Source organism: Mediterraneibacter torques, assembly GCF_044591705.1.
GTDB lineage: Bacteria > Bacillota > Clostridia > Lachnospirales > Lachnospiraceae > Mediterraneibacter > Mediterraneibacter torques.
In genome coordinates this window covers 1776845-1796607 of sequence record NZ_CP172594.1, presented here as the reverse complement: position 1 = coordinate 1796607, position 19763 = coordinate 1776845, and the positions used below count along the sequence as shown (strand labels likewise).

Below are 19763 nucleotides of genomic sequence, written 5' to 3'. Positions count from 1 at the left end.
TTATGGCAAAGTCAGAAGTCAGGATGATCGCCAATAATAAGAAAGCGTATCATGACTATTTTATTCTTGAAAAATATGAAGCAGGAATTGTTCTGCACGGTACAGAGGTAAAATCTCTGAGAATGGGAAAATGCAGTATAAAAGAAGCTTTTATCAGGGTGGAGTCAGGAGAAATGTATATTTACGGGATGCACATCTCTCCGTATGAGAAAGGGAACATATTTAATAAAGATCCGCTCAGGGTGAGAAAGCTCCTTCTCCATAAAAAAGAGATAGACAAGATGTTCGGAAAGATGAAAGAACAGGGAATTACTCTTGTTCCGCTGCAGGTGTATTTTAAGGGGAGTCTTGTGAAAATGGAGATCGGAGTGGCAAAAGGAAAGAAACTGTATGATAAGCGGGACGATATTGCTAAAAAAGATCAAAAACGGGAAGCACAGAGAGAATTTAAGATCAGAAACTTATAGCGTCGCTGCAAAAGGAAAGAAAAACTGCGGCGTATGGGAAAGGAACTGCTATGATACAAGACATTGAACCGCATCACTTAGATAATCAGTACAAACCGGTTCCGCCTGATAAAGACAGTATTGCATTGTATTATGAAGATCACGCGGCGCTGATGAAAGTGTCTGAAAAGGGAATCAGTTTTCCGAGTTTTGCGGATTTGGAACATTTGAACAGGGAGATTTACAAAGAGTGTATATATTTATTTTCGGTAGATGATGAGCGTTATTATCTCGTAAATGAAATTGACAGATCGATGCTTTTAGACTTCCAAATGAAAAATACAGAGATTTTCAGAACGGCAGATCCGCAAGACCGGGCATTTGCCGGAATTACGGGATATCAGCTTTATAATTGGTATAAAGACCGGAAATATTGCGGACGGTGCGGAAAACGGCTGAAGCACGGGGAGAAGGAGCGGATGCTTGTCTGTGAAGCGTGCGGAAATACGGAATTTCCGAAGATATGCCCGGCCGTTATTGTCGGCGTGACGGATCACAACCGGATTTTGATGTCCAAATATGCAGGACGTACATATAAAAAATATGCGCTTTTAGCAGGATTTTCGGAGATCGGGGAGACTGTCGAACAGACTGTGGCGCGGGAAGTGATGGAAGAAGTCGGGCTGAAAGTGAAAAACATCCGGTATTATAAAAGTCAGCCGTGGGCGTTTAGCGATACGCTTCTTATGGGATTTTATTGCGATCTTGACGGGAATGATGCAATCACACTTGACAGAGAGGAACTGGCGGTGGCAGAATGGTTTGAAAGGGAAGACATTCCTGTAGAGCCATCACGGGATAGTCTTACAAATGAAATGATCCTGCAGTTTAAAAACGAAAGAACGGCAGTGAAAAAAGAAAAAGGAGAATGAAACGATGAGAGCAGAATTTGATGAAAGTTTGGTAACGGGAAATGAAATGATCGATACACAGCACAAAGAACTGATTGACAAGATCAATAAGCTTCTTGATAGTTGTGAGACGAGCAAAGAAAAAGTAGTGGCAGTGAAAACGCTTGATTATCTTGCAGACTATACAGAGTTTCATTTCGGGGAGGAAGAAAAACTTCAGGAATCGATCAATTATCCGGCAATAGCGGAACATAAAAAAGAACATGACAAACTGCGTGCCGTAGTAAAAGATCTTTACAATATGCTTGAAGAGGAAGAAGGACCGTCAGAGGCATTTGTAGAGCAGGTGAATAAAAATGTTATCGAGTGGCTGTACAGACATATTAAAGGTTTTGACCGTTCCGTGGCAGAATACAAATTTATGAATGAAAGCAGCGAAAGACTGTAGAAAAATAGAGTGGAAAAGTAGAAAACGTTTTACATTCGACTTATACCCCTTTCTGTGATATGATAATTTCTGTATAAAAATCACAGGAAAGGGGTATTTTCATGGAAAATACATCCGAAAAGAAAGACAAAAATTCGGTAAAAAAACCATTAAAACATATATGTATCGGTCTTGTTGCCCATGTGGACGCGGGCAAGACAACATTGTCGGAAGGAATGCTTTATTTAAGCGGACAGATTCGGAATATGGGGCGCGTCGATCACGGGGATACGTTTCTTGACAATTATGAAACGGAACGAGAACGCGGGATCACGATTTTTTCAAAACAGGCGGAATTTATATGGAATGATACGAGTATTACGATTCTTGACACTCCCGGGCATGTGGACTTTTCGGCTGAGATGGAACGAGTGCTGCAGGTGCTTGACTGCGCAGTACTTGTTGTCAGCGCTGTGGACGGGGTACAGGCGCATACGGTTACGCTTTGGAGGCTGCTGAAACAGTATAAGATTCCGACAATGATTTTTGTGAATAAAATGGATCGTCAAGAAGCAGACAGAGAAAAACTGCTGGAAGAATTAAAAAACCGATTCGGAGACGGCTGTGTGGAGATGGACATGCAGTCGGAGGAGAACAAAGAAAGTCTTGCGATGTGTGATGAGACAATGCTTGAGGAATATTTATCCGGCGGGAAGATCGAAAAGGAGACTGTGAAAAAGGCGGTTGCCGCAAGGAAAGTATTTCCGTGTTGGTTTGGTTCTGCTTTGAAAGCGCAAGGAATCGAAGCGCTGATGTCGGGATTATGTGAATATGCGCCGTCGGCAGAGCCTTTGCCTGAATTTGGGGCAAAAGTCTATAAGATCGCCCGTGATCCTCAGGGAAACAGGCTGACTTATCTGAAAGTCACAGGAGGACAGCTGCGCGTCAAAGATGTTCCTTTTGCGGCAGAACAATCATGTACAGGGAAGGTCAATCAGATCCGAAAGTATTCGGGAGAAAAATACGAACTCGTTCAAACAGTTTCCGCAGGGGAAGTATGTGCGGTGACAGGACTTGAAGGAACTTATCCGGGACAGGGGATCGGCGCGCAGAAAGAATCTTTGCTTCCTGTATTAGAACCTGTCATGACATATCGGATCGAACTTCCGGATGGGTGTGACGCTCATAAAATGTTTCAGAATCTGCGATGTCTTGAAGAAGAAGATCCGCAGCTTCATGTGATCAGAAACGAGGAAACATCAGAGATCCACATCCGTCTTATGGGAGAAGTGCAGACGGAAGTTCTGCAGAAGATGGTGAAAGACCGGTTCGGAGTTCTCATTCATTTCGGAGAAGGACGCATTGTATACAAGGAGACGATCAAAAACAGTGTGGAAGGGGCAGGTCATTTTGAACCTCTTCGACATTATGCGGAAGTGCATTTGAGATTAGAGCCGGGAGAGCGCGGATCGGGGATGCAGTTTGCGGCAGATTGTTCGGAGGATGTTTTGGATCGTAATTACCAGAGGCTGATACTTACGCATTTGGAAGAGCGGGAACATAAAGGAGTACTGACAGGTTCTGCTCTTACAGATGTCCGAATTACGCTTCTGTCGGGAAAGGCGCATAAAAAGCATACAGAAGGCGGTGATTTCAGGCAGGCGACATATCGTGCGGTACGTCAGGGACTTCGGAAGGCGGAAAGTGTTCTTCTTGAACCGTACTACGAATTTCGTATGGAACTGCCGTTGGAAAATGTCGGAAAAGCAATGACGGATATAAAACGGATGAGCGGAGAGTTTGAAGGACCTGAGACGGAAAATGGGATGGCGGTGCTTAAAGGAAGTGTTCCTGCCGCCGAGATGAATGGATATCAAAAAGAATTTACGGCGTACACAGGCGGTTACGGAAGATTGTTTTGTTCTTTGAAAGGATACGGCGAATGTCATAATACAGAAGAAGTGATCGGGCAGATCGGATACGATGCGGATGCAGATGTAGAAAATACTGCAGATTCGGTATTTTGCTCTCATGGGGCGGGAACGATCGTTCCGTGGTATGAGGCGGACGCCCATATGCATGTAGAAGGCGAGGCGGCAGAAAAATCGGAAGAAGATACACAGATGTCTGCAGCATTTCGTCCACAGAGAAGAACGATCGAGCTGACACAGGAAGAGCTGGATGCAATCTATGTCAGAACGCCCGATCCGGTGAAGAAAACGAAAAGGAGCGCGCCTGTTACTGTGACGGCAGGAAAGGCGGCAGCTTTTTGCAACGGCGACCGCTTACAATCCCGAAATGTACCTTTTGACATTTCCGGTGATTATACAAAAACGAAAAAAAAGAAAGCAGACCGGAAAGAATATTTGCTTGTAGATGGGTATAATATTATTTTTGCGTGGGATTCACTGAAAGAATTGGCGAAAATCGATCTGGCCGCCGCAAGAGGGAAGCTTGCGGATATTTTGTGTAATTATCAGGGATACAAACAATGTGAACTGATCCTCGTATTTGACGCGTATAAAGTAGAAGGAAATCCGGGAGAGATCATGAAATATCATAATATTCATGTCGTTTACACGAGGGAGGCGGAAACCGCGGATCATTATATAGAGAAGACTGTGCGAAGAATCGCAAAGGAGCATGATGTTATCGTGGCAACATCGGATGCGCTTGAACAGGTGATCATTATGGGGCAGGGAGCGCATCGGATGTCGGCGGCAGGACTGAAAGAGGAGATCGAATCGGTTATTGAACAGATGAAAGACGATTATCCGAAACAGGAGGAGCTGATCCGGAATTACTTGTTTGATTATCTTGAAAAGGATATTGCCGAAGAGATGGAGCGAGTCCGACTTGGTTCTCATAAGAAAAAGTGGACTGTATAAAAATGGGATAACTGGATGTTTCAATACGACCAGTCTGATGCTAATATACCTGTATTAAATAATGTTGAACAAAAAAGTAACAGTTCAGGAAAGCAGGTAAGTATATGACGAAAAAAAATGAAACTGTAGTTAAGATTGCCCAGACAGCTCTTATGGCTGCGCTTTGTTTTGTATCATTTCAATTTTTGCAGTTTAAAATTGTTCTTCCCGGGGGCGACGCAACGTCTTTTCATGTAGGAAATGCATTTTGCGTACTGGCGGCTCTGATCTTGGGCGGATGGTACGGCGGACTTGCGGGAGCTATCGGAATGGGATTCGCAGATATTCTCGATCCGGTCTATATTACAGGAGCGCCGAAGACGTTTGTACTGAAATTATGTATCGGACTTATCGTCGGTCTTGTGGCTCATAGAATTGCGAAGATCAATGAAAGTACAGATAAGAAATACATTTTCCGCTGGAGCATGATCGCATCTGTCGCAGGGCTTGGATTTAACGTCATTGCCGATCCGATTGTAGGATACTTCTACAAACAGTATATTATGGGGCAGCCGCAGCAGATGGCGGAAGTTCTTGCAAAGTGGAGTGCGGCTACAACTTTTGTAAATGCAGTGATTTCGGTGATCCTCGCAGGCGTTTTGTATAACGCGCTTCGCCCGGTTCTTCTGAAAACAGGGATCATTCGGCAGAAAAGGGAAGAAGCGGTGACAGCCAAGAGTATATGAAAATGTAAAAAAAGCAAAAAAATGTATTTTTTTGGTGACTTTTTTGCTCTGACAGTGGTATTATTATTGAAATGAAATAATATACAAATACTATGAGAGCGAGGTAGGAAAATGAATTGTATTAAGTGTTATCAAGAAATTCCTGACGGCGCAAAGTTTTGTCCGTATTGCGGAGCGCAGCAGTCTGATACGTCAGCGACAGACCCGGTTCGAGCAGAAGAAACAGTGACGGAGCCGGTACAGGCGGCGCAGACAGAAGAAGTTCCGACAGAGCCGGTACAGGCGGCGCAGACAGAAGAAGTTCCGACAGAGCCGGTACAGGCGGCACAGACAGAAGAAGCTTTGACAGAGCCGGTACAGCCGACCCAGACAGAAGAAGCTCCGACAGAACCGATTCAGCCGGAAGCTGCTTCAACGGATCACGTATATCAGGAAGCTCCGGCACAGGAGACATATACATCCGCACAGAACAATCCTTATTACGGAACAGGTCAGACTTATTCTGATCAGACGTCAGATCAGCAGTATGGAGGAAATCAAGGTCAGACATCTTACCAGAACCAGATGCCTTATCAGAATCAGGCGCCGCAGACGCCGATCAACTGGGTACCGTACCTTGTATTATCTATTATTTGTACGTTGTGCTGTTGTCTTCCGTTCGGTATCGTAGGTATCGTATATGCGGCAAAGATCAATTCATCTATGGCGGCAGGCAATTATGAGGAAGCGAAAAATGCGGCAAAATCCGCGAAGATCTGGATCATTGCATCTGCAGTCGTAGGTCTTATTGTAGAAGTCATCTATATCATCTTTGCTTTTATCGGCGGCGTAGGCGGATACTATTATTACTAAGATGCTATAGCAGAGGAAATACATGTTAGAATTATTGCGTAAAAAGAAAAGTTTGCGGATCTTGATCGTAGCAGGAGCCGCTATAGCGGCGCTGGCGGGAGCGGTTTACTTGTATTTTCATAATCCGCACAGCTATCCGCTGCCGTGTGTTTTTTATTCTTTGACAGGGTTTTACTGTCCGGGATGCGGCGCGGGACGCGCCAGTTATTCTCTTTTGCATGGACGGTTTTTGGATGCGTTTTGCTATAATCCGGTTATGACGGTATTGCTCCCGCTATTAGCGCTTTATGTGGCGGCAAGAGCAATCGATTGGGCGATTACGGGCGGAGATCATATCGATCAGAAGATCAGTGTAAAATTTGTCGCAGGAATATTGATTTTCGTGCTTTTGTTCGGAATCGTAAGAAATATTCCGGTATATCCGTTTAATCTGCTCGTGCCGGGCGGCCTGTTTGAACTGTTTTAAATTTGCGGCTCACAGGAAGGCCGGAAAACAAGAGGCGAAAAAAGCTATTATGTAAGCCGGATAAAGCGGAAGAACGAAAGATAAATGAGAAATGATTAAAAATATATAAGCGGATACTTAAGGAATTTCCGAGAGTGTCCGCTTATATTTTTACGGCGGCGACAGGATAAAGTCCGGATCTGCCAGGAATCTTGGCGATCATTTGCAATCTCGGAATCTTCCTTTTGGCATTTCAGGGATGAGGCAGGCAAGATTTTGGTATAGAAGTCAGTCGGATATTGTGATAAAATATAAAAGATAAAAAAGTTCTGAAAATGTGTGAGGCATCTGCTTTACACAAAAGCAAGGCAGATTTTCAGGAAAACGGAGGGTACTTGTATGATTAACAAATTAGTAGAAAAGATTAAAAAGACAAAAGCGCCGATCGTAGTAGGTCTTGATCCGATGCTTAGCTATATTCCTCAGCATGTTCAGGAAAAAGCGTTTGCAGAGTATGGGGAAACTTTGGAAGGGGCTGCAGAGGCAATCTGGCAGTTTAATAAAGAAATCGTAGATAAGACATATGATCTGATACCGGCTGTGAAGCCTCAGATTGCTATGTACGAGCAGTTCGGTGTTCCGGGAATCGCCGCATTTAAGAAAACAGTAGATTACTGTAAATCAAAAGATCTTGTTGTGATCGGAGATATTAAAAGAGGAGATATCGGTTCTACGTCAGCCGCATATGCGGTAGGACATCTCGGAAAGGTAAAAGTCGGATCAAAAGAGTATGTTCCGTTTGACGAAGATTTTGCAACAGTGAATCCGTATCTTGGATCTGACGGAGTGAATCCGTTTGCGGACGTATGCAAGGAGCAGAAAAAAGGGTTATTTATTCTTGTGAAAACATCGAATCCGTCCAGCGGAGAATTCCAAGACCGCATCATTGACGGACGTCCGCTGTATGAACATGTAGGCGAAAAAGTTGCGCAGTGGGGCGCAGAGTGTATGGGAGATGAATACAGTTATATCGGCGCCGTTGTCGGAGCGACATACCCGGAGATGGGAAAAGTCCTCAGAAAGATCATGCCGAAATCATATATTCTCGTTCCGGGGTACGGCGCGCAGGGCGGCCGCGGAAAAGATCTTGTTCATTTCTTTAATGAGGACGGACTTGGAGCGATCGTGAACTCGTCGAGAGGAATTATTGCGGCATATAAGCAGGAAGCATATGCAAAGTTCGGAGCAGAGAATTTCGGAGACGCTTCCAGAGCGGCTGTAGAAGATATGATCGCGGACATCAGCGGAGCGCTTGAATCTGCAAAATAAGTATCCGGCAGGGACAAAGACGATCTGACGGAAAAAGCAGTTGATAATTTGTAATAGAGAATTTGAAATAAAGGAGCATATGACACATATGACGAAAGAAAAAGAAAATGCGGCGATCATTTCACAGGAAGAAATCGCGCATGGCATATACAGTATGTGGATCAGAACGAAAGCGGCGGAAACGGCAGAGCCGGGGCAGTTTATCTCGATGTATACAAACGACGGAAGCAAACTTCTTCCGCGCCCGATCAGTATTTGCGAGATAGACAAAGAGAAAGGCGCACTGCGCGTTGTATACCGTGTTACAGGAGAAAATACAGGAACAGAGCTTTTTTCACAGATGGGAGAAGGCGATACGATTCCTGTGATCGGACCGTTGGGAAATGGATTCCCGCTGGAGAAAGCATTAGAAAAACGGGCGTTTCTCATAGGGGGAGGGATCGGAGTGCCTCCGATTCTGGAACTGGCAAAACAGATCGGCTGTGAGAAAAAGCAAATCATTGTCGGATACCGAAATGACGAGACGTTTTTGAAAACAGAGTTTGAACAAAACGGGGAAGTATATATTTCTACAGAGGACGGAAGTGCGGGAACGAAAGGCAATGTAATGGATGCGATCCGTGAAAACGGATTGGAAGCAGATATTATCTATGCGTGTGGACCGACACCGATGCTCCGCGCGATCAAAAACTATGCGGAGGAAAACGGGATCGAATGCTATATTTCGCTGGAAGAGCGCATGGCATGCGGTATCGGAGCATGTCTTGCATGTGTATGCAAGACGAAAGAAAAAGATCATCACAGTAATGTGCATAACAAAAGAATCTGTAAAGACGGTCCGGTATTTTTGTCAACGGAGGTGGAAATCTGATGAATACAAAAGTGACGATCGCAGGAGTGGAATGGAATAACCCGGTTACAGTTGCTTCCGGCACGTTCGGATCAGGAGCAGAGTTTACTGATTTTGTCGATCTGAACCGACTCGGAGCTGTGACGACAAAGGGCGTTGCTAATGTTCCGTGGACAGGAAATCCGACGCCGAGAGTAGCGGAAACTTACGGAGGAATGATGAACGCAGTCGGCTTGCAGAACCCGGGAATCGATGTGTTTTGCGAGAGGGATATTCCGTTTTTGAGAAAATACGACACGAAGATCATTGTAAATGTATGTGGAAGATCCACAGAAGATTATTGTGAAGTCGTAGAACGTCTGGCGAATGAAGACGTCGATATGCTGGAGATTAATATTTCCTGTCCGAATGTGAAAGAAGGCGGGATTGCCTTCGGTCAGAATCCGAACGCTGCGGAAGAGATTACAAAGGCAGTAAAAAAATATGCAAAACAGCCGATCATCATGAAATTAAGTCCGAATGTTACAAGTATTTCCGAGATGGCGAAAGCGGTGGAAGCAGGCGGCGCAGACGCCGTATCTTTGATCAATACTTTAACGGGGATGAAGATTGATGTGAATAAAAAAGCGTTTGTTTTGGCAAACAAAACAGGCGGAGTGTCAGGACCGGCGATTCATCCGATTGCTGTGCGCATGGTATATGAGGCGGCAAATGTCGTCAGTGTTCCCGTAATCGGAATGGGCGGAATTGCATCTGCGGAAGATGCGATCGAAATGATTCTTGCGGGGGCAAGCGCCGTATCGGTAGGAACAGCAAACTTTTTTGATCCTGCAGTGACAATGAAGATCGTAGACGGGATTGAATCATATATGAAACAACATGGATTTGAAAGTGTTGCGGATATGGTCGGAATTGTAAAGTAGATGAAAAGCAAACATAAGAAAAGAGAATAAGAAAACGAATATAAGAAAACGAATATAAGAAAACGAATATAAGAAAACGAGCATAAGAAAACGAGTATAAGAGGACAAAAATAACGTCCGTCAGGATCAAAAATTCTGACAGACGTTATTTTTATAATAGAAGATTCATTTAAATGCCTTTTTTATACAAATAGAAAGAATAAGCGGCAGGAATTATAGCGCCTATAGTGATCACGGACAGGATGATCCATGCGGCGGCTTCGCTTCCGAGTAAGCTGTCTATAAACGACATTAAAATCATGGCAATTCCCATAACAATATAAAGTTTGCCTCCGAGCCGATGGGTTCGATTCCAGTTTTCCTCGCTGTTTAATGTCCACGGAAGTTTGATGCCTATCGTATAGTTTTGTTGAAGTTTCGGCATATAGTTTCCGAGAACGATGAAAAAGACACCGATCAGAGCGGATATGAAGATTTCAATGCTGAAATCTACTCCTAAAGCGATCAGATAAGTCGAACAGTTAGCCAAAAGAGAAATCACAGGAACGAGCCAGAAAATAAGCGCCATAGGCTTCTTGTGGATATTCTTTTTCTTCGGGTCATTCAAAGTGACAAAAAGGCACAAAACGTGGATCGCAGTCAGGATGAGCGGCATTCCGAAGACAGAAAATGTTTTGCTGGACCATCCGTTTGCGGTTCCGTCGCTTCCCCAATGTGTTGCCAGTGTATCGGGAAGTTTGTTCCAAAGAAATAGTCCGATCACAATAGGAAGTAATGTGATCAAAGTTGTAATAATGATTGTGGTTTTATATTTTTTCATGTCTCTTTTTCTCCTTTCAAGTCTGAGATCCATACCATAATCTCCTCTAATACGGTAAGGCTCAGCTCATAGAAAATAAAATTTTTCTCCCGTGTTTCCCTGATAAGATCTGCTTTTTTCAAAATCTTCAGATGATAGGAGACAGTCGCCTGCGTCATATCAAAATGACTTGCGATCTCTCCGGCAGACATTCTGCCCTTTTTCAGAAGTTCCAGAATTTCCCGTCTTACCGGATCGGATAATGCTTTAAACGTTTCGGCAAAGCTCAAAAACATTCCCCCTTACTTTAAATAGTATTTAGAAATATTTCTAAATATATTAGAGCACTGCGGAAATAAAAAGTCAATATCTATTTAGAAAAAAATCTAAATTCTCAAAATGTTTTCTGTGAAATCCCATAGCCGCTTTCTGATGTTTGTAGAAAGAAAAATGATATGAAAAGATCAAACCATGAATGAAAAGCCTTTCAAAATTTCAAAATTATTATAAAATTCCTCCAAAAAGTGTTTTCGTAATTAAAAAAATGACGGAAAGCATTGACGAAATATCAAAAAATGTATACAATACGATACAGTGATGAAAAAATAAAACGGAGGAGTCCTGTAATGACTGCGTATAAAGATTTAAGTAAAGAAGAGCTGTTGGAATTAAAAAGCGAATTAGAAGCGCGCTTTGAAGAAGTAAAAGAAAAGGGATTAAAGCTGGATATGTCCAGAGGAAAGCCGGCTGCAGATCAGTTGAACTTATCAATGGATATGATGAAAGTGCTTGCAGGGGATGCGAATCTCATTTGCGAAGACGGAGTAGACTGCCGAAATTACGGAAACCTTGACGGTATTGATGAGGCAAAACAGCTTCTCGCAGATATGATGGAAGTGCCGAAAGATAATGTGATCATCTTCGGAAACTCAAGTCTGAATGTAATGTATGATACGGTTTCCCGTGCCATGACTCATGGAATTATGGGCAATACACCGTGGTGTAAATTAGATAAAGTGAAATTTTTATGTCCGGTTCCGGGGTATGACAGACATTTTGCGATTACGGAATTTTTCGGAATTGAGATGGTCAATATACCGATGACTCCTACAGGTCCGGATATGGATCTTGTGGAAAAACTTGTCAGTGAAGATGAGTCGGTCAAAGGAATCTGGTGTGTGCCGAAGTATTCTAATCCGCAGGGAATCACATATTCTGATGATACAGTATATCGTTTTGCTAATCTGAAACCGGCTGCAAAAGATTTCCGTATTTTTTGGGATAATGCATATTGCGTACATCATCTGTATGAAGATAAGCAGGACTATCTTCTTGAGATTTTGATGGAATGTAAAAAAGCGGGAAATCCTGATATGGTTTATAAGTTCTCTTCAACTTCCAAGATCAGCTTCCCGGGATCAGGCATCGCGGCTTTGGCGGCGTCGGAAGCAAACTTAAAAGACGTTCGTAATATGATGAAAGTTCAGACGATCGGACATGATAAAGTAAATCAGTTGCGTCATGTGAGATTTTTCAAAAATATTCACGGAATCGTAGAGCATATGAAGAAACATGCCGATATTCTCCGGCCGAAGTTTGAGGCGGTTCTGGATGTTCTGGAAAGAGAATTGGGAGGACTGGAAATCGGATCATGGATCGCGCCTCACGGCGGATACTTTATCTCTTTTGATGCAATGGAAGGCTGCGCAAAGGCGATCGTTGCAAAGGCGAAAGAGGCAGGTCTTGTAATGACCGGAGCAGGGGCGACATTCCCGTATGGAAAAGATCCTCATGACAGTAATATCCGTATTGCGCCGTCTTATCCGACTCCGGAAGAATTGTCCGTTGCGGCGGAAATTTTTGTACTGAGTGTGAAACTTGTAAGTATAGATAAATTGCTCGGAAATTTATAAAACAGACGATTTTAAATACAGTAAATAAAATGGGAGATTGCACAAAAAAGATATTTTTCTGTTGAGCAGACAGTTGAATATGAAAAAAGTGCGTCTCCCATTTTTGTTATTTGCGAAAAGAGAGGAAGGTGTATCGCATGACAGGCAGTCATTCTTTTAAAAGAATAAAAATATTTTTGGCAGTTGTGATTTTTGCTTTTTTGAGTATTTTATTGTGGAATGTATGTTTTAACAGGCATTCGATGACAGGTGTAGTAATCGAAAATAAGAATCAGATTAAAATAGAAGCTACAGAAAAAGATTTTGTGGATTCTCACGGGAAATATTTTGTGATAAGGTTTGAAAAAGGCAAGGAAAACAGAAACGATGACTTTCTTGTGGGGGATCAAGTTATTGTTAAATATGACGGTATAATATATGAGTCAAATCCGGCAGTGATAGATGCAAAGTCCGTTAAACGAAAAGAATAAGCTATGGAAAAAGAATATATCCTTTTTTCATAGCTTATTCAGGTGAATAGAAGCAGATATTTTTTATTAATGTGTCTCCCTATTTGCATCTATCATGCTGTGGTTTCATGATTATTTTGCAAATAATTTGGTTATGACCGTTCCGATCGCTGTTCCGACAACGGAAACGACAAAATACCAGACAGAATGAATAAGAGCGCTTTCGTTATAATAAATGAACACGGAAGGAATAAAAAGTATTGCTGTTATAAGCGGATAGAAATATTTGATCTTGTTAGTTGAGATGATTCCCATTAGAGCAGATAATACAAATGTCGCAGTGATAAGGAAGAGAACCATGCCTATTGCGTCAATCTGTTTTGCAAATAAAGGAAACAGATAAAAAATCAATAATTGAATTATAAATAATGTTATTTCTTTCATAAATTTTTTCATATGACAGCTCCTTTCTACTACGACAAAATTTGAGAGTAGGATTTTTTCATGCGTTACAGACTGTTTTTTGAAAACGGTATATCATCTTTTCTGAAAAAAGACTCTGTGCTGTTAGACAGGAGTTCCTACTTCGATCAAATTACCGTCCAAATCATAAAAACGGATTACCTTTTGTCCCCAGCTATGTGTCATGAGCCGATTGACATATTGGATTGACGGGTATAATTTTTCCAGCTTTTCGATAAATTTTTCTATATTTTTCTCTTCAAAATACAGTTCGCAAGAATTGCTTTTCGGAAAGATCTCTTTTTTCAAAAAGTCTCTCCATATCTTTTCATCTTGAAGGACAAGACCTTCCGTTAAAATGATATTTCCGTCATTGTCAAGTATCATGTCTAAACCAAATAAATCATGATAAAATTGTTTTGATTTTTCGATATCTTTTACAACAAGTAAAATGTTTTTTAATTTCATGTTTCTGCCTCATTATATTTTGCCTGATCATCTCCGGCAGTTTTCCTGTTAAAAACGATGTGGTTTCGGTTCTCAGATATTTATAGACAGTATACCATTTTTGGGGAAAACGGACAATTAAATTCTTTACCAAAGTCCCATCATATGCTGCATTCCAAGACTTACAAGCGATATGCCGACCCAGCAGCAAAAACCTGTGAAGATTGGTTTCGCGCCTGTTTTTACAAGGTGAACGATATTTGTATTCAGCCCGATCGCCGCCATAGCCATGACGATCAAAAATTTGCTCAGTTCCTTAAGAGGACCTGTGACTGCGGCAGGAAGGTGGAATATTGTTGTTACGACAGATGCAAGGATGAAAAAAAGCACAAAGAACGGGAAGGACTTCTTGAAGCTAAAAGAAGAGCCTTCTTCTTTTTTCTCCTTTTTTTCCCGATAAAAAGCTAGGGCTAATGTGATCGGGATAATAGCAAGCGTACGGGTCATTTTTACGATCGTTGCAGTTTCCAGAGTATGACTTGCGTGGATTCCGTCCCAGGCGGCGGCAGCCGCGGTTACGGATGATGTGTCGTTAATGGCAGTTCCGGCAAATAATCCGAAACCTTCATTGCTTAGTCCGAGGACAGCGCCCAACGTAGGAAAGATCAGTGCGGCCAGCACGTTGAATAAAAAGATAACAGAGATCGACTGAGCAACCTCTTCGTCCGTCGCGTCGATGACAGGCGCGGTTGCGGCGATCGCGCTTCCTCCGCATATGGACGATCCCACGCCGACTAAAATTGCATTGTTTGTCTTTAGTTTCAGAGCTTTATATAAAATAAATGCAATGATAAGCGATGTTGTGATCGTGGAAATTATGATCGGCAAAGACTGCTTTCCGCCTGCAAGTATTTGAGATAAATTCATTCCGAATCCAAGAAAAATAACAGCGGCCTGCAGTATTTTTTTGGAGGTATAGTTAATTCCTGCGGTAAACGGTTCTTTTTCTTTTAATATCAGTGTCAAAACCATGCCGATTAGAATGGCAAAGACAGGTCCTCCTATGACGGGAAATGATTTTCCGAGAAACCATGCCGGAATGGAGATGGCGAGACATAGCAGAAGACCGGCGCCGTTCTTTTTTAAAAAGTTCATAATAAAATCTCCTTTGCAAAATGATGTGTTGTTATTCCTGTTTCCGGAAATACAATATCATAAAAAATATATAAAATAAAATTATTAATATTTATATAATAATAAATTTATGTTATAATTAAACGCAGGGAGTAATTCTTATAGAGCTCGGGCGGGTGTTCGGTGAAAACACCGCCCGCTGCTTATAAAATATAAAAATGATATAATGAGGAAAGAGAAAGTAACAGTTCAGTCTGCGCCATTCGTAAAACCACACTGCGTGCTTATCGTGGCTGCTGCCACTGTTTTACTCATAAACGGGCGCTCACCGCATACAGATGTCCGCTCGCAAAAACATGCAGGCATGTTTTCTGCTTCACGTACACTGTATGGCTGAACTGTTGAGAAATATAACGGGGAAAGAGTATGCTTGATTTTAGAATGGAAACGTTTCTGGCGGTATGCCGGTATATGAATTTCACACGGGCAGCGGAAAAACTGAATATCACTCAGCCTGCGGTATCACAGCATATCCGTTTTCTGGAAAAGCATTATAATACGAAGCTGTTCCGCTATGAGGGGAAAAAGCTGGAGCTGACCGAAGCGGGAGAGATTTTGAAAAACGCGTCATTGACGATGATGCATGATGAAACTGCAATGCAAGATGAGATGAAAAGAGCGGGCGAATCAGAAGAACTTCGTTTCGGAGCAACGAGGACAGTGGGAGATGTGCTGGGCGGGAAAATGATTTTTAATTATCTTGAAATGTATCCGAACGCGCACATACATATGATCGTAGAAAATACACGGGAACTTTTGAAGAAACTGGATGAAGGCGAGATCGACTTTGCTTTGGTAGAAGGTTTTTTCAAGAAGAATGAATATGATTTTCAGAAATATTCAGAAGAGCCGTATATAGCGGTGTGCAGCCCTGATTATCCGTTTAAAAAGAAACCAAAACGGATAGAAGATCTTTTCGGAGAACGTATTTTGATCAGAGAGGACGGATCGGGTACGCGCGAAGTGCTGGAGAGGTATTTGGAGTCCTGTAATCTGAGCATCGGTAATTTTCGGCAGACGGTAGAGATTGGAAGTATGCATACGATCAAAGAGTTGACAAAATTAAAATGCGGTATTACATTTTTATATGAAACTGCCATATGGGAAGAGTTGGAAAGCGAAGCATTGGTCAAAATTCCATTGGAAGATTTTCATATAGTGCGAGAATTTACTTTTATCTGGAGGCGGGGCAGTTTTTATGCAGACAAGTATAGAGAAAAGTTCGGATATTTTTCAAAATGACGAAAAAGGGAGAAACTTTTATCTATTCATCAATTTTCTGCGTAAAATATAATTTTTTCTGCGCAGAGCAGAAGAAAAAATAAAAAGAGAAATAAAGAAGAAAAATAAAAAGAGAAATAAAAAAGAAAAAGGAAGTGAATTTCCGGAATGTTACAGGCAGAACATTTATCGTACAATATAACAGAAGAAGGAAGACAATCAGAGATATTAACAGATGTAAGTTTTACGGTGGAAGACGGGGAGATGCTTGTCATTACAGGTCCTAACGGGGGAGGTAAATCGACGCTTGCGAAACTTCTTATGGGGATCAATGAGGCGACAGGCGGTAAGATCATACTGGACGGGCAGGATATTACATCGTATACGATCGATAAGAGAGCGCAGGCAGGAATGGGGTTTGCATTTCAGCAGCCGCCGCGCTTTAAGGGGATGACAGTAAAAAGGCTGCTTTCTCTTGCGGCAGGCAGAGAATTAGATGATACGACATGCTGTGAGTTGTTAAGCAGTGTCGGTCTTTGCGCGAAAGAATATATTAACAGAGAAGCTGACGCGACGCTTTCGGGCGGAGAGATGAAGAGGATTGAAATTGCGACAGTTCTGGCAAAAGATCATAAGATATGTGTATTTGATGAACCGGAAGCAGGGATTGACCTGTGGAGTTTTTCGATGTTGATCAAGCGGTTTGAACAGATTCACAAAGAAAAGAAGCAGAGTCTGATCTTGATCTCACATCAAGAGCGTATTATACGCATGGCGGACAGGATCATGGTTATCGGAGACGGAAAAGTAGAAGCGGTCGGCACGGCGGATGAGATCGTTCCGATCTTGTTCGGGAAGAAACCGGAATCATGCGGATGCAGAATACAAAAAGGAGGCGAACTTTATGAGCGCTGATTTTGAAGGAAATGACAAAGACGCTGTTGTGACACAGCAAGTGCTTGATGTGATCGATTCTTATGGATTTAAAAAGGAAGGGGCATATAACCTCAGACTGAACGGTTTGGCGGTTTGTCATGGGGACAGCCGTCATATTAAGATTGTTCCGAAAGAGGACAGACAGGGAATCGATATTTATATAAGCGGTGAAGCAAAAGAAGAGCAGGTTCACATTCCTGTAGTAATGACTGAAGAAGGTGTGGATATTGTATACAATGATTTCTATATAGAAGACGGAGCAGATGTAACGATTATCGCAGGATGCGGAATCCACGGGGAAGGGTGTTCGGAAACCCGTCATGACGGAATCCATGCATTTCATGTAGGTAAAAATGCGAATGTGAAATATATAGAAAATCATTATGCTCAGGGAAACGGCTCGGGTAAGAAAACGCTCAATCCGGTGACAAAGATCTATGTCGGAGAGAATTCAGTATTTACGCTTGAGACAACGCAGATCAGCGGCGTAGACTGTACGGAGAGAGAAAATTATATTGAGCTGGCGGACAACGCGAAACTGTTTGTGACAGAAAAGCTGATGACAGATGAAGAACAGTCGGCAGTTTCCAATATGGACATTGAGTTAAACGGAACAAACAGCTCGGCAAGAATTGTTTCCAGATCGGTCGGGAAAGGAAATTCAAAACAAGTCTTTCATCCGAGAGCGATCGGCAATAACCGGTGTCATGCACATGTGCAGTGTGATTCGATTATTATGGATCAGGCAGAGATAAGCTCTATTCCGGAGATCAATGCAAAACATGTAGATGCGCAGATCGTTCATGAAGCGGCAATCGGCAGAATCAATGATGAACAGCTTGTGAAGCTTCGCACGTTCGGTATGAGCGAGGAAGAAGCGGAAGCTGTCATCATTGAAAATTTCCTGAATTGATTTTCGGCATCGGTTTTTTAAAATGATTTTTCGGAATCGTTGTTTTTCGCCCATCCGTAGGAATATTTTACAGCTTTATTCCATCCTTTGATGCGGCTAAGCCGAAGTTCTTCACAGACAGAAGGAAGGAAGATTTTATCGGTTGAGCGGTTATTTGCGATTTCTTCTTTGCTTTTCCAATAACCGGAAGCAAGTCCGGCAAGATAAGCAGCGCCCATGGCGGTCGTCTCTACAAAAGAAGGACGATTGACAGGGGCGTTTATAATATCTGCCTGTACCTGCATGAGAAAATTATTCGCGCTTGCACCTCCGTCTACATTGAGTGAAGAAAGCGCAATGCCGGAATCGGCTTTCATCGCCTCCAGCACGTCGTTTACCTGATAAGCGATCGATTCAAGAGTGGCGCGGATGATGTGATATTTGTTTACTCCGCGGGTGATACCTACGATCGTTCCCCGTGCATACTGATCCCAGTGAGGAGCGCCAAGACCTGTGAAAGCAGGAACGACGTAACATCCGTTCGTATCTTCTACTTTTGACGCCATATATTCCGAATCTTCGGCTGAATCTATAAGGCGCATTTCATCTCTGAGCCATTGTATGGCGGCTCCTGCTACGAAAATAGAGCCTTCAAGCGCATAAGTCACCTTTCCGTCCAATCCCCAGGCAATCGTTGTCACAAGTCCGTTTTCGGAAAATACAGGTTTTTCGCCTGTATTCATTAATAAAAAGCAGCCCGTTCCGTAAGTGTTTTTGGCTTCTCCGGCCTGAAAACAAGTCTGACCGAAAAGGGCGGCCTGCTGATCGCCGGCAGCTCCCGCGATAGGAATCTCTCCGCCGAAAAATGCGGGATCGGTCTTTCCGTAGATACAGCTTGACGGTTTTGGCTGAGGAAGCATACTTTTCGGAATGTCAAGTTCGGACAGGATCTCGTCGTCCCAGGAAAGGGTGTTGATGTTAAACAGCATCGTACGGGAAGCATTGGAGTAATCCGTTACATGTGCCCGTCCTTTTGTCATTTTCCAGATGAGCCATGTCTCCACTGTGCCGAAAAGAAGTTCCTGACGTTCTGCACGTTCTCTGGCTCCGGGGACATTGTCCAGTATCCATTTGATCTTTGTGGCGGAAAAATAAGCGTCGATTACAAGACCCGTTTTTTGACGAAATTTTTCCGTAAGACCTTTTTCTTTCAAAGAATCGCAGTATTCGGAAGTGCGGCGGCATTGCCAGACGATGGCGTTATAGACCGGTTCTCCTGTTTTTCGGTCCCATACGATAGCGGTTTCTCTTTGGTTTGTAATACCGATCGCCGCGATATCTTCTGCCGATGCACCGATCTTGTTCATTGCTTCTACGGCAACTCCGAGCTGACAGGCCCATATTTCGTCGGCATCGTGCTCTACCCATCCGGGATGAGGAAAATATTGGGTGAATTCTCTTTGGGCGACGCTGCACACTTGCCCCTTTTTATTGAAAAGGATGCATCGGTTGCTTGTCGTTCCGGCATCCATAGCCATGATATATTTTGACATGATAGTACCTCCTTTGTCATCACATTTTGATAGAAGTTTTTGTATATGTGAGACGAGTTTTGATAATGGTGATGTTATTAGCTATTATATCAGCATTATTC

General features: G+C 42.7%; 21 protein-coding genes. 15 read left to right on the top strand and 6 right to left on the bottom strand.

Going from position 1 to position 19763, the window contains the following annotated elements; genetic code table 11:
- Positions 1-2 precede the first annotated feature (2 nt).
- The 10 genes from smpB (at position 3) to ACH9UM_RS08385 (ending at position 9796) form a co-directional block, all read left to right on the top strand.
- Entirely contained in the window at positions 3-467 is a 465-nt protein-coding gene (gene smpB / locus ACH9UM_RS08430) for an SsrA-binding protein SmpB (protein WP_009243370.1), read from the top strand.
- 50 nt (positions 468-517) lie between these two features.
- Entirely contained in the window at positions 518-1378 is an 861-nt protein-coding gene (nudC, locus tag ACH9UM_RS08425) for an NAD(+) diphosphatase (protein ID WP_004845189.1), read from the top strand.
- A 4-nt stretch (positions 1379-1382) separates the two neighbouring features.
- Complete coding sequence (locus ACH9UM_RS08420; RefSeq protein WP_004845190.1) at positions 1383-1805, top strand: bacteriohemerythrin; 423 nt, start codon at positions 1383-1385, stop codon at positions 1803-1805.
- 101 nt (positions 1806-1906) lie between these two features.
- Positions 1907-4672 carry a translation factor GTPase family protein gene (locus ACH9UM_RS08415; RefSeq protein WP_009319930.1) on the top strand — a complete coding sequence of 922 codons (2766 nt, stop codon included), beginning with the start codon at positions 1907-1909 and terminating at the stop codon, positions 4670-4672.
- 104 nt (positions 4673-4776) lie between these two features.
- Positions 4777-5397: an ECF transporter S component gene (locus ACH9UM_RS08410; RefSeq protein ID WP_004845192.1), complete on the top strand. Its 621-nt coding sequence runs from the start codon at positions 4777-4779 to the stop codon at positions 5395-5397.
- Between the two features lie 111 nt (positions 5398-5508).
- A complete protein-coding gene (locus tag ACH9UM_RS08405) occupies positions 5509-6249 on the top strand; it encodes a CD225/dispanin family protein (protein ID WP_009243367.1) in 741 nt (246 codons plus the stop codon).
- A 22-nt stretch (positions 6250-6271) separates the two neighbouring features.
- Positions 6272-6715 (top strand): DUF2752 domain-containing protein, encoded by a 444-nt coding sequence (locus tag ACH9UM_RS08400; protein ID WP_004845194.1) that lies wholly within the window; start codon positions 6272-6274, stop codon positions 6713-6715.
- 378 nt (positions 6716-7093) lie between these two features.
- Entirely contained in the window at positions 7094-8023 is a 930-nt protein-coding gene (gene pyrF, locus ACH9UM_RS08395) for an orotidine-5'-phosphate decarboxylase (RefSeq protein WP_004845196.1), read from the top strand.
- An 88-nt stretch (positions 8024-8111) separates the two neighbouring features.
- Positions 8112-8894 carry a dihydroorotate dehydrogenase electron transfer subunit gene (locus tag ACH9UM_RS08390; protein WP_009243366.1) on the top strand — a complete coding sequence of 261 codons (783 nt, stop codon included), beginning with the start codon at positions 8112-8114 and terminating at the stop codon, positions 8892-8894.
- The gene (locus ACH9UM_RS08385) at positions 8894-9796 is read left to right on the top strand and encodes a dihydroorotate dehydrogenase (protein ID WP_004845198.1); all 903 of its coding nucleotides are present in this window, start codon (positions 8894-8896) and stop codon (positions 9794-9796) included. The genes ACH9UM_RS08390 and ACH9UM_RS08385 overlap by 1 nt, the downstream gene beginning before the upstream one ends.
- 169 nt (positions 9797-9965) lie before the next feature.
- On the opposite strand, the gene ACH9UM_RS08380 is transcribed toward ACH9UM_RS08385, so the two are convergent.
- Together ACH9UM_RS08380 and ACH9UM_RS08375 are read right to left on the bottom strand one after the other, a co-directional pair.
- Positions 9966-10616, bottom strand: coding sequence for an SdpI family protein (locus tag ACH9UM_RS08380; protein WP_004845199.1), 651 nt, complete (start codon positions 10614-10616; stop codon positions 9966-9968).
- A complete protein-coding gene (locus tag ACH9UM_RS08375) occupies positions 10613-10885 on the bottom strand; it encodes an autorepressor SdpR family transcription factor (protein WP_009243365.1) in 273 nt (90 codons plus the stop codon). Before ACH9UM_RS08375 ends, ACH9UM_RS08380 begins: the two co-directional genes overlap by 4 nt.
- A 336-nt stretch (positions 10886-11221) precedes the next feature.
- Between ACH9UM_RS08375 and ACH9UM_RS08370 the strand changes: the two genes are divergently transcribed.
- Together ACH9UM_RS08370 and ACH9UM_RS08365 are read left to right on the top strand one after the other, a co-directional pair.
- Complete coding sequence (locus ACH9UM_RS08370) at positions 11222-12508, top strand: aminotransferase class I/II-fold pyridoxal phosphate-dependent enzyme (RefSeq protein WP_009243364.1); 1287 nt, start codon at positions 11222-11224, stop codon at positions 12506-12508.
- Positions 12509-12750: 242 nt separating this feature from the next.
- Positions 12751-12978 carry a DUF3221 domain-containing protein gene (locus ACH9UM_RS08365; RefSeq protein ID WP_227069554.1) on the top strand — a complete coding sequence of 76 codons (228 nt, stop codon included), beginning with the start codon at positions 12751-12753 and terminating at the stop codon, positions 12976-12978.
- Positions 12979-13089: 111 nt separating this feature from the next.
- On the opposite strand, the gene ACH9UM_RS08360 is transcribed toward ACH9UM_RS08365, so the two are convergent.
- The 3 genes from ACH9UM_RS08360 to ACH9UM_RS08350 form a co-directional block, all read right to left on the bottom strand.
- Positions 13090-13413 carry a hypothetical protein gene (locus tag ACH9UM_RS08360; protein ID WP_004845206.1) on the bottom strand — a complete coding sequence of 108 codons (324 nt, stop codon included), beginning with the start codon at positions 13411-13413 and terminating at the stop codon, positions 13090-13092.
- A 111-nt stretch (positions 13414-13524) separates the two neighbouring features.
- Positions 13525-13887, bottom strand: a complete 363-nt coding sequence (locus ACH9UM_RS08355) for a VOC family protein (protein ID WP_004845207.1) — start codon at positions 13885-13887, stop codon at positions 13525-13527.
- 126 nt (positions 13888-14013) lie between these two features.
- On the bottom strand, positions 14014-15021 hold the full coding sequence (locus ACH9UM_RS08350) for a YeiH family protein (protein ID WP_004845208.1): 1008 nt from the start codon (positions 15019-15021) through the stop codon (positions 14014-14016).
- A 405-nt stretch (positions 15022-15426) separates the two neighbouring features.
- Here ACH9UM_RS08350 and ACH9UM_RS08345 point away from each other — a divergent pair, with 405 nt between their 5' ends.
- From ACH9UM_RS08345 to ACH9UM_RS08335, 3 genes are all read left to right on the top strand, one after another.
- Entirely contained in the window at positions 15427-16302 is an 876-nt protein-coding gene (locus tag ACH9UM_RS08345; protein ID WP_004845212.1) for a LysR family transcriptional regulator, read from the top strand.
- Between the two features lie 147 nt (positions 16303-16449).
- Positions 16450-17196: an ABC transporter ATP-binding protein gene (locus ACH9UM_RS08340; RefSeq protein ID WP_004845213.1), complete on the top strand. Its 747-nt coding sequence runs from the start codon at positions 16450-16452 to the stop codon at positions 17194-17196.
- Positions 17186-18130, top strand: a complete 945-nt coding sequence (locus tag ACH9UM_RS08335; RefSeq protein ID WP_004845214.1) for a SufD family Fe-S cluster assembly protein — start codon at positions 17186-17188, stop codon at positions 18128-18130. Before ACH9UM_RS08340 ends, ACH9UM_RS08335 begins: the two co-directional genes overlap by 11 nt.
- Positions 18131-18147: 17 nt before the next feature.
- Here ACH9UM_RS08335 and glpK read toward each other — a convergent pair whose 3' ends face one another.
- The gene (gene glpK, locus ACH9UM_RS08330; protein WP_004845215.1) at positions 18148-19662 is read right to left on the bottom strand and encodes a glycerol kinase GlpK; all 1515 of its coding nucleotides are present in this window, start codon (positions 19660-19662) and stop codon (positions 18148-18150) included.
- Between the last annotated feature and the right edge of the window lie 101 nt (positions 19663-19763).

Bases quoted from the DNA above. Each gene is read 5' to 3' on its own strand.
- smpB (WP_009243370.1), top strand. From the start codon at position 3: ATGGCAAAGTCAGAAGTCAGGATGATCGCCAATAATAAGAAAGCGTAT.
- nudC (WP_004845189.1), top strand. From the start codon at position 518: ATGATACAAGACATTGAACCGCATCACTTAGATAATCAGTACAAACCG.
- ACH9UM_RS08420 (WP_004845190.1), top strand. From the start codon at position 1,383: ATGAGAGCAGAATTTGATGAAAGTTTGGTAACGGGAAATGAAATGATC.
- ACH9UM_RS08415 (WP_009319930.1), top strand. From the start codon at position 1,907: ATGGAAAATACATCCGAAAAGAAAGACAAAAATTCGGTAAAAAAACCA.
- ACH9UM_RS08410 (WP_004845192.1), top strand. From the start codon at position 4,777: ATGACGAAAAAAAATGAAACTGTAGTTAAGATTGCCCAGACAGCTCTT.
- ACH9UM_RS08405 (WP_009243367.1), top strand. From the start codon at position 5,509: ATGAATTGTATTAAGTGTTATCAAGAAATTCCTGACGGCGCAAAGTTT.
- ACH9UM_RS08400 (WP_004845194.1), top strand. From the start codon at position 6,272: ATGTTAGAATTATTGCGTAAAAAGAAAAGTTTGCGGATCTTGATCGTA.
- pyrF (WP_004845196.1), top strand. From the start codon at position 7,094: ATGATTAACAAATTAGTAGAAAAGATTAAAAAGACAAAAGCGCCGATC.
- ACH9UM_RS08390 (WP_009243366.1), top strand. From the start codon at position 8,112: ATGACGAAAGAAAAAGAAAATGCGGCGATCATTTCACAGGAAGAAATC.
- ACH9UM_RS08385 (WP_004845198.1), top strand. From the start codon at position 8,894: ATGAATACAAAAGTGACGATCGCAGGAGTGGAATGGAATAACCCGGTT.
- ACH9UM_RS08380 (WP_004845199.1), bottom strand. From the start codon at position 10,616: ATGAAAAAATATAAAACCACAATCATTATTACAACTTTGATCACATTA.
- ACH9UM_RS08370 (WP_009243364.1), top strand. From the start codon at position 11,222: ATGACTGCGTATAAAGATTTAAGTAAAGAAGAGCTGTTGGAATTAAAA.
- ACH9UM_RS08365 (WP_227069554.1), top strand. From the start codon at position 12,751: ATGACAGGTGTAGTAATCGAAAATAAGAATCAGATTAAAATAGAAGCT.
- ACH9UM_RS08360 (WP_004845206.1), bottom strand. From the start codon at position 13,413: ATGAAAAAATTTATGAAAGAAATAACATTATTTATAATTCAATTATTG.
- ACH9UM_RS08355 (WP_004845207.1), bottom strand. From the start codon at position 13,887: ATGAAATTAAAAAACATTTTACTTGTTGTAAAAGATATCGAAAAATCA.
- ACH9UM_RS08350 (WP_004845208.1), bottom strand. From the start codon at position 15,021: ATGAACTTTTTAAAAAAGAACGGCGCCGGTCTTCTGCTATGTCTCGCC.
- ACH9UM_RS08345 (WP_004845212.1), top strand. From the start codon at position 15,427: ATGCTTGATTTTAGAATGGAAACGTTTCTGGCGGTATGCCGGTATATG.
- ACH9UM_RS08340 (WP_004845213.1), top strand. From the start codon at position 16,450: ATGTTACAGGCAGAACATTTATCGTACAATATAACAGAAGAAGGAAGA.
- ACH9UM_RS08335 (WP_004845214.1), top strand. From the start codon at position 17,186: ATGAGCGCTGATTTTGAAGGAAATGACAAAGACGCTGTTGTGACACAG.
- glpK (WP_004845215.1), bottom strand. From the start codon at position 19,662: ATGTCAAAATATATCATGGCTATGGATGCCGGAACGACAAGCAACCGA.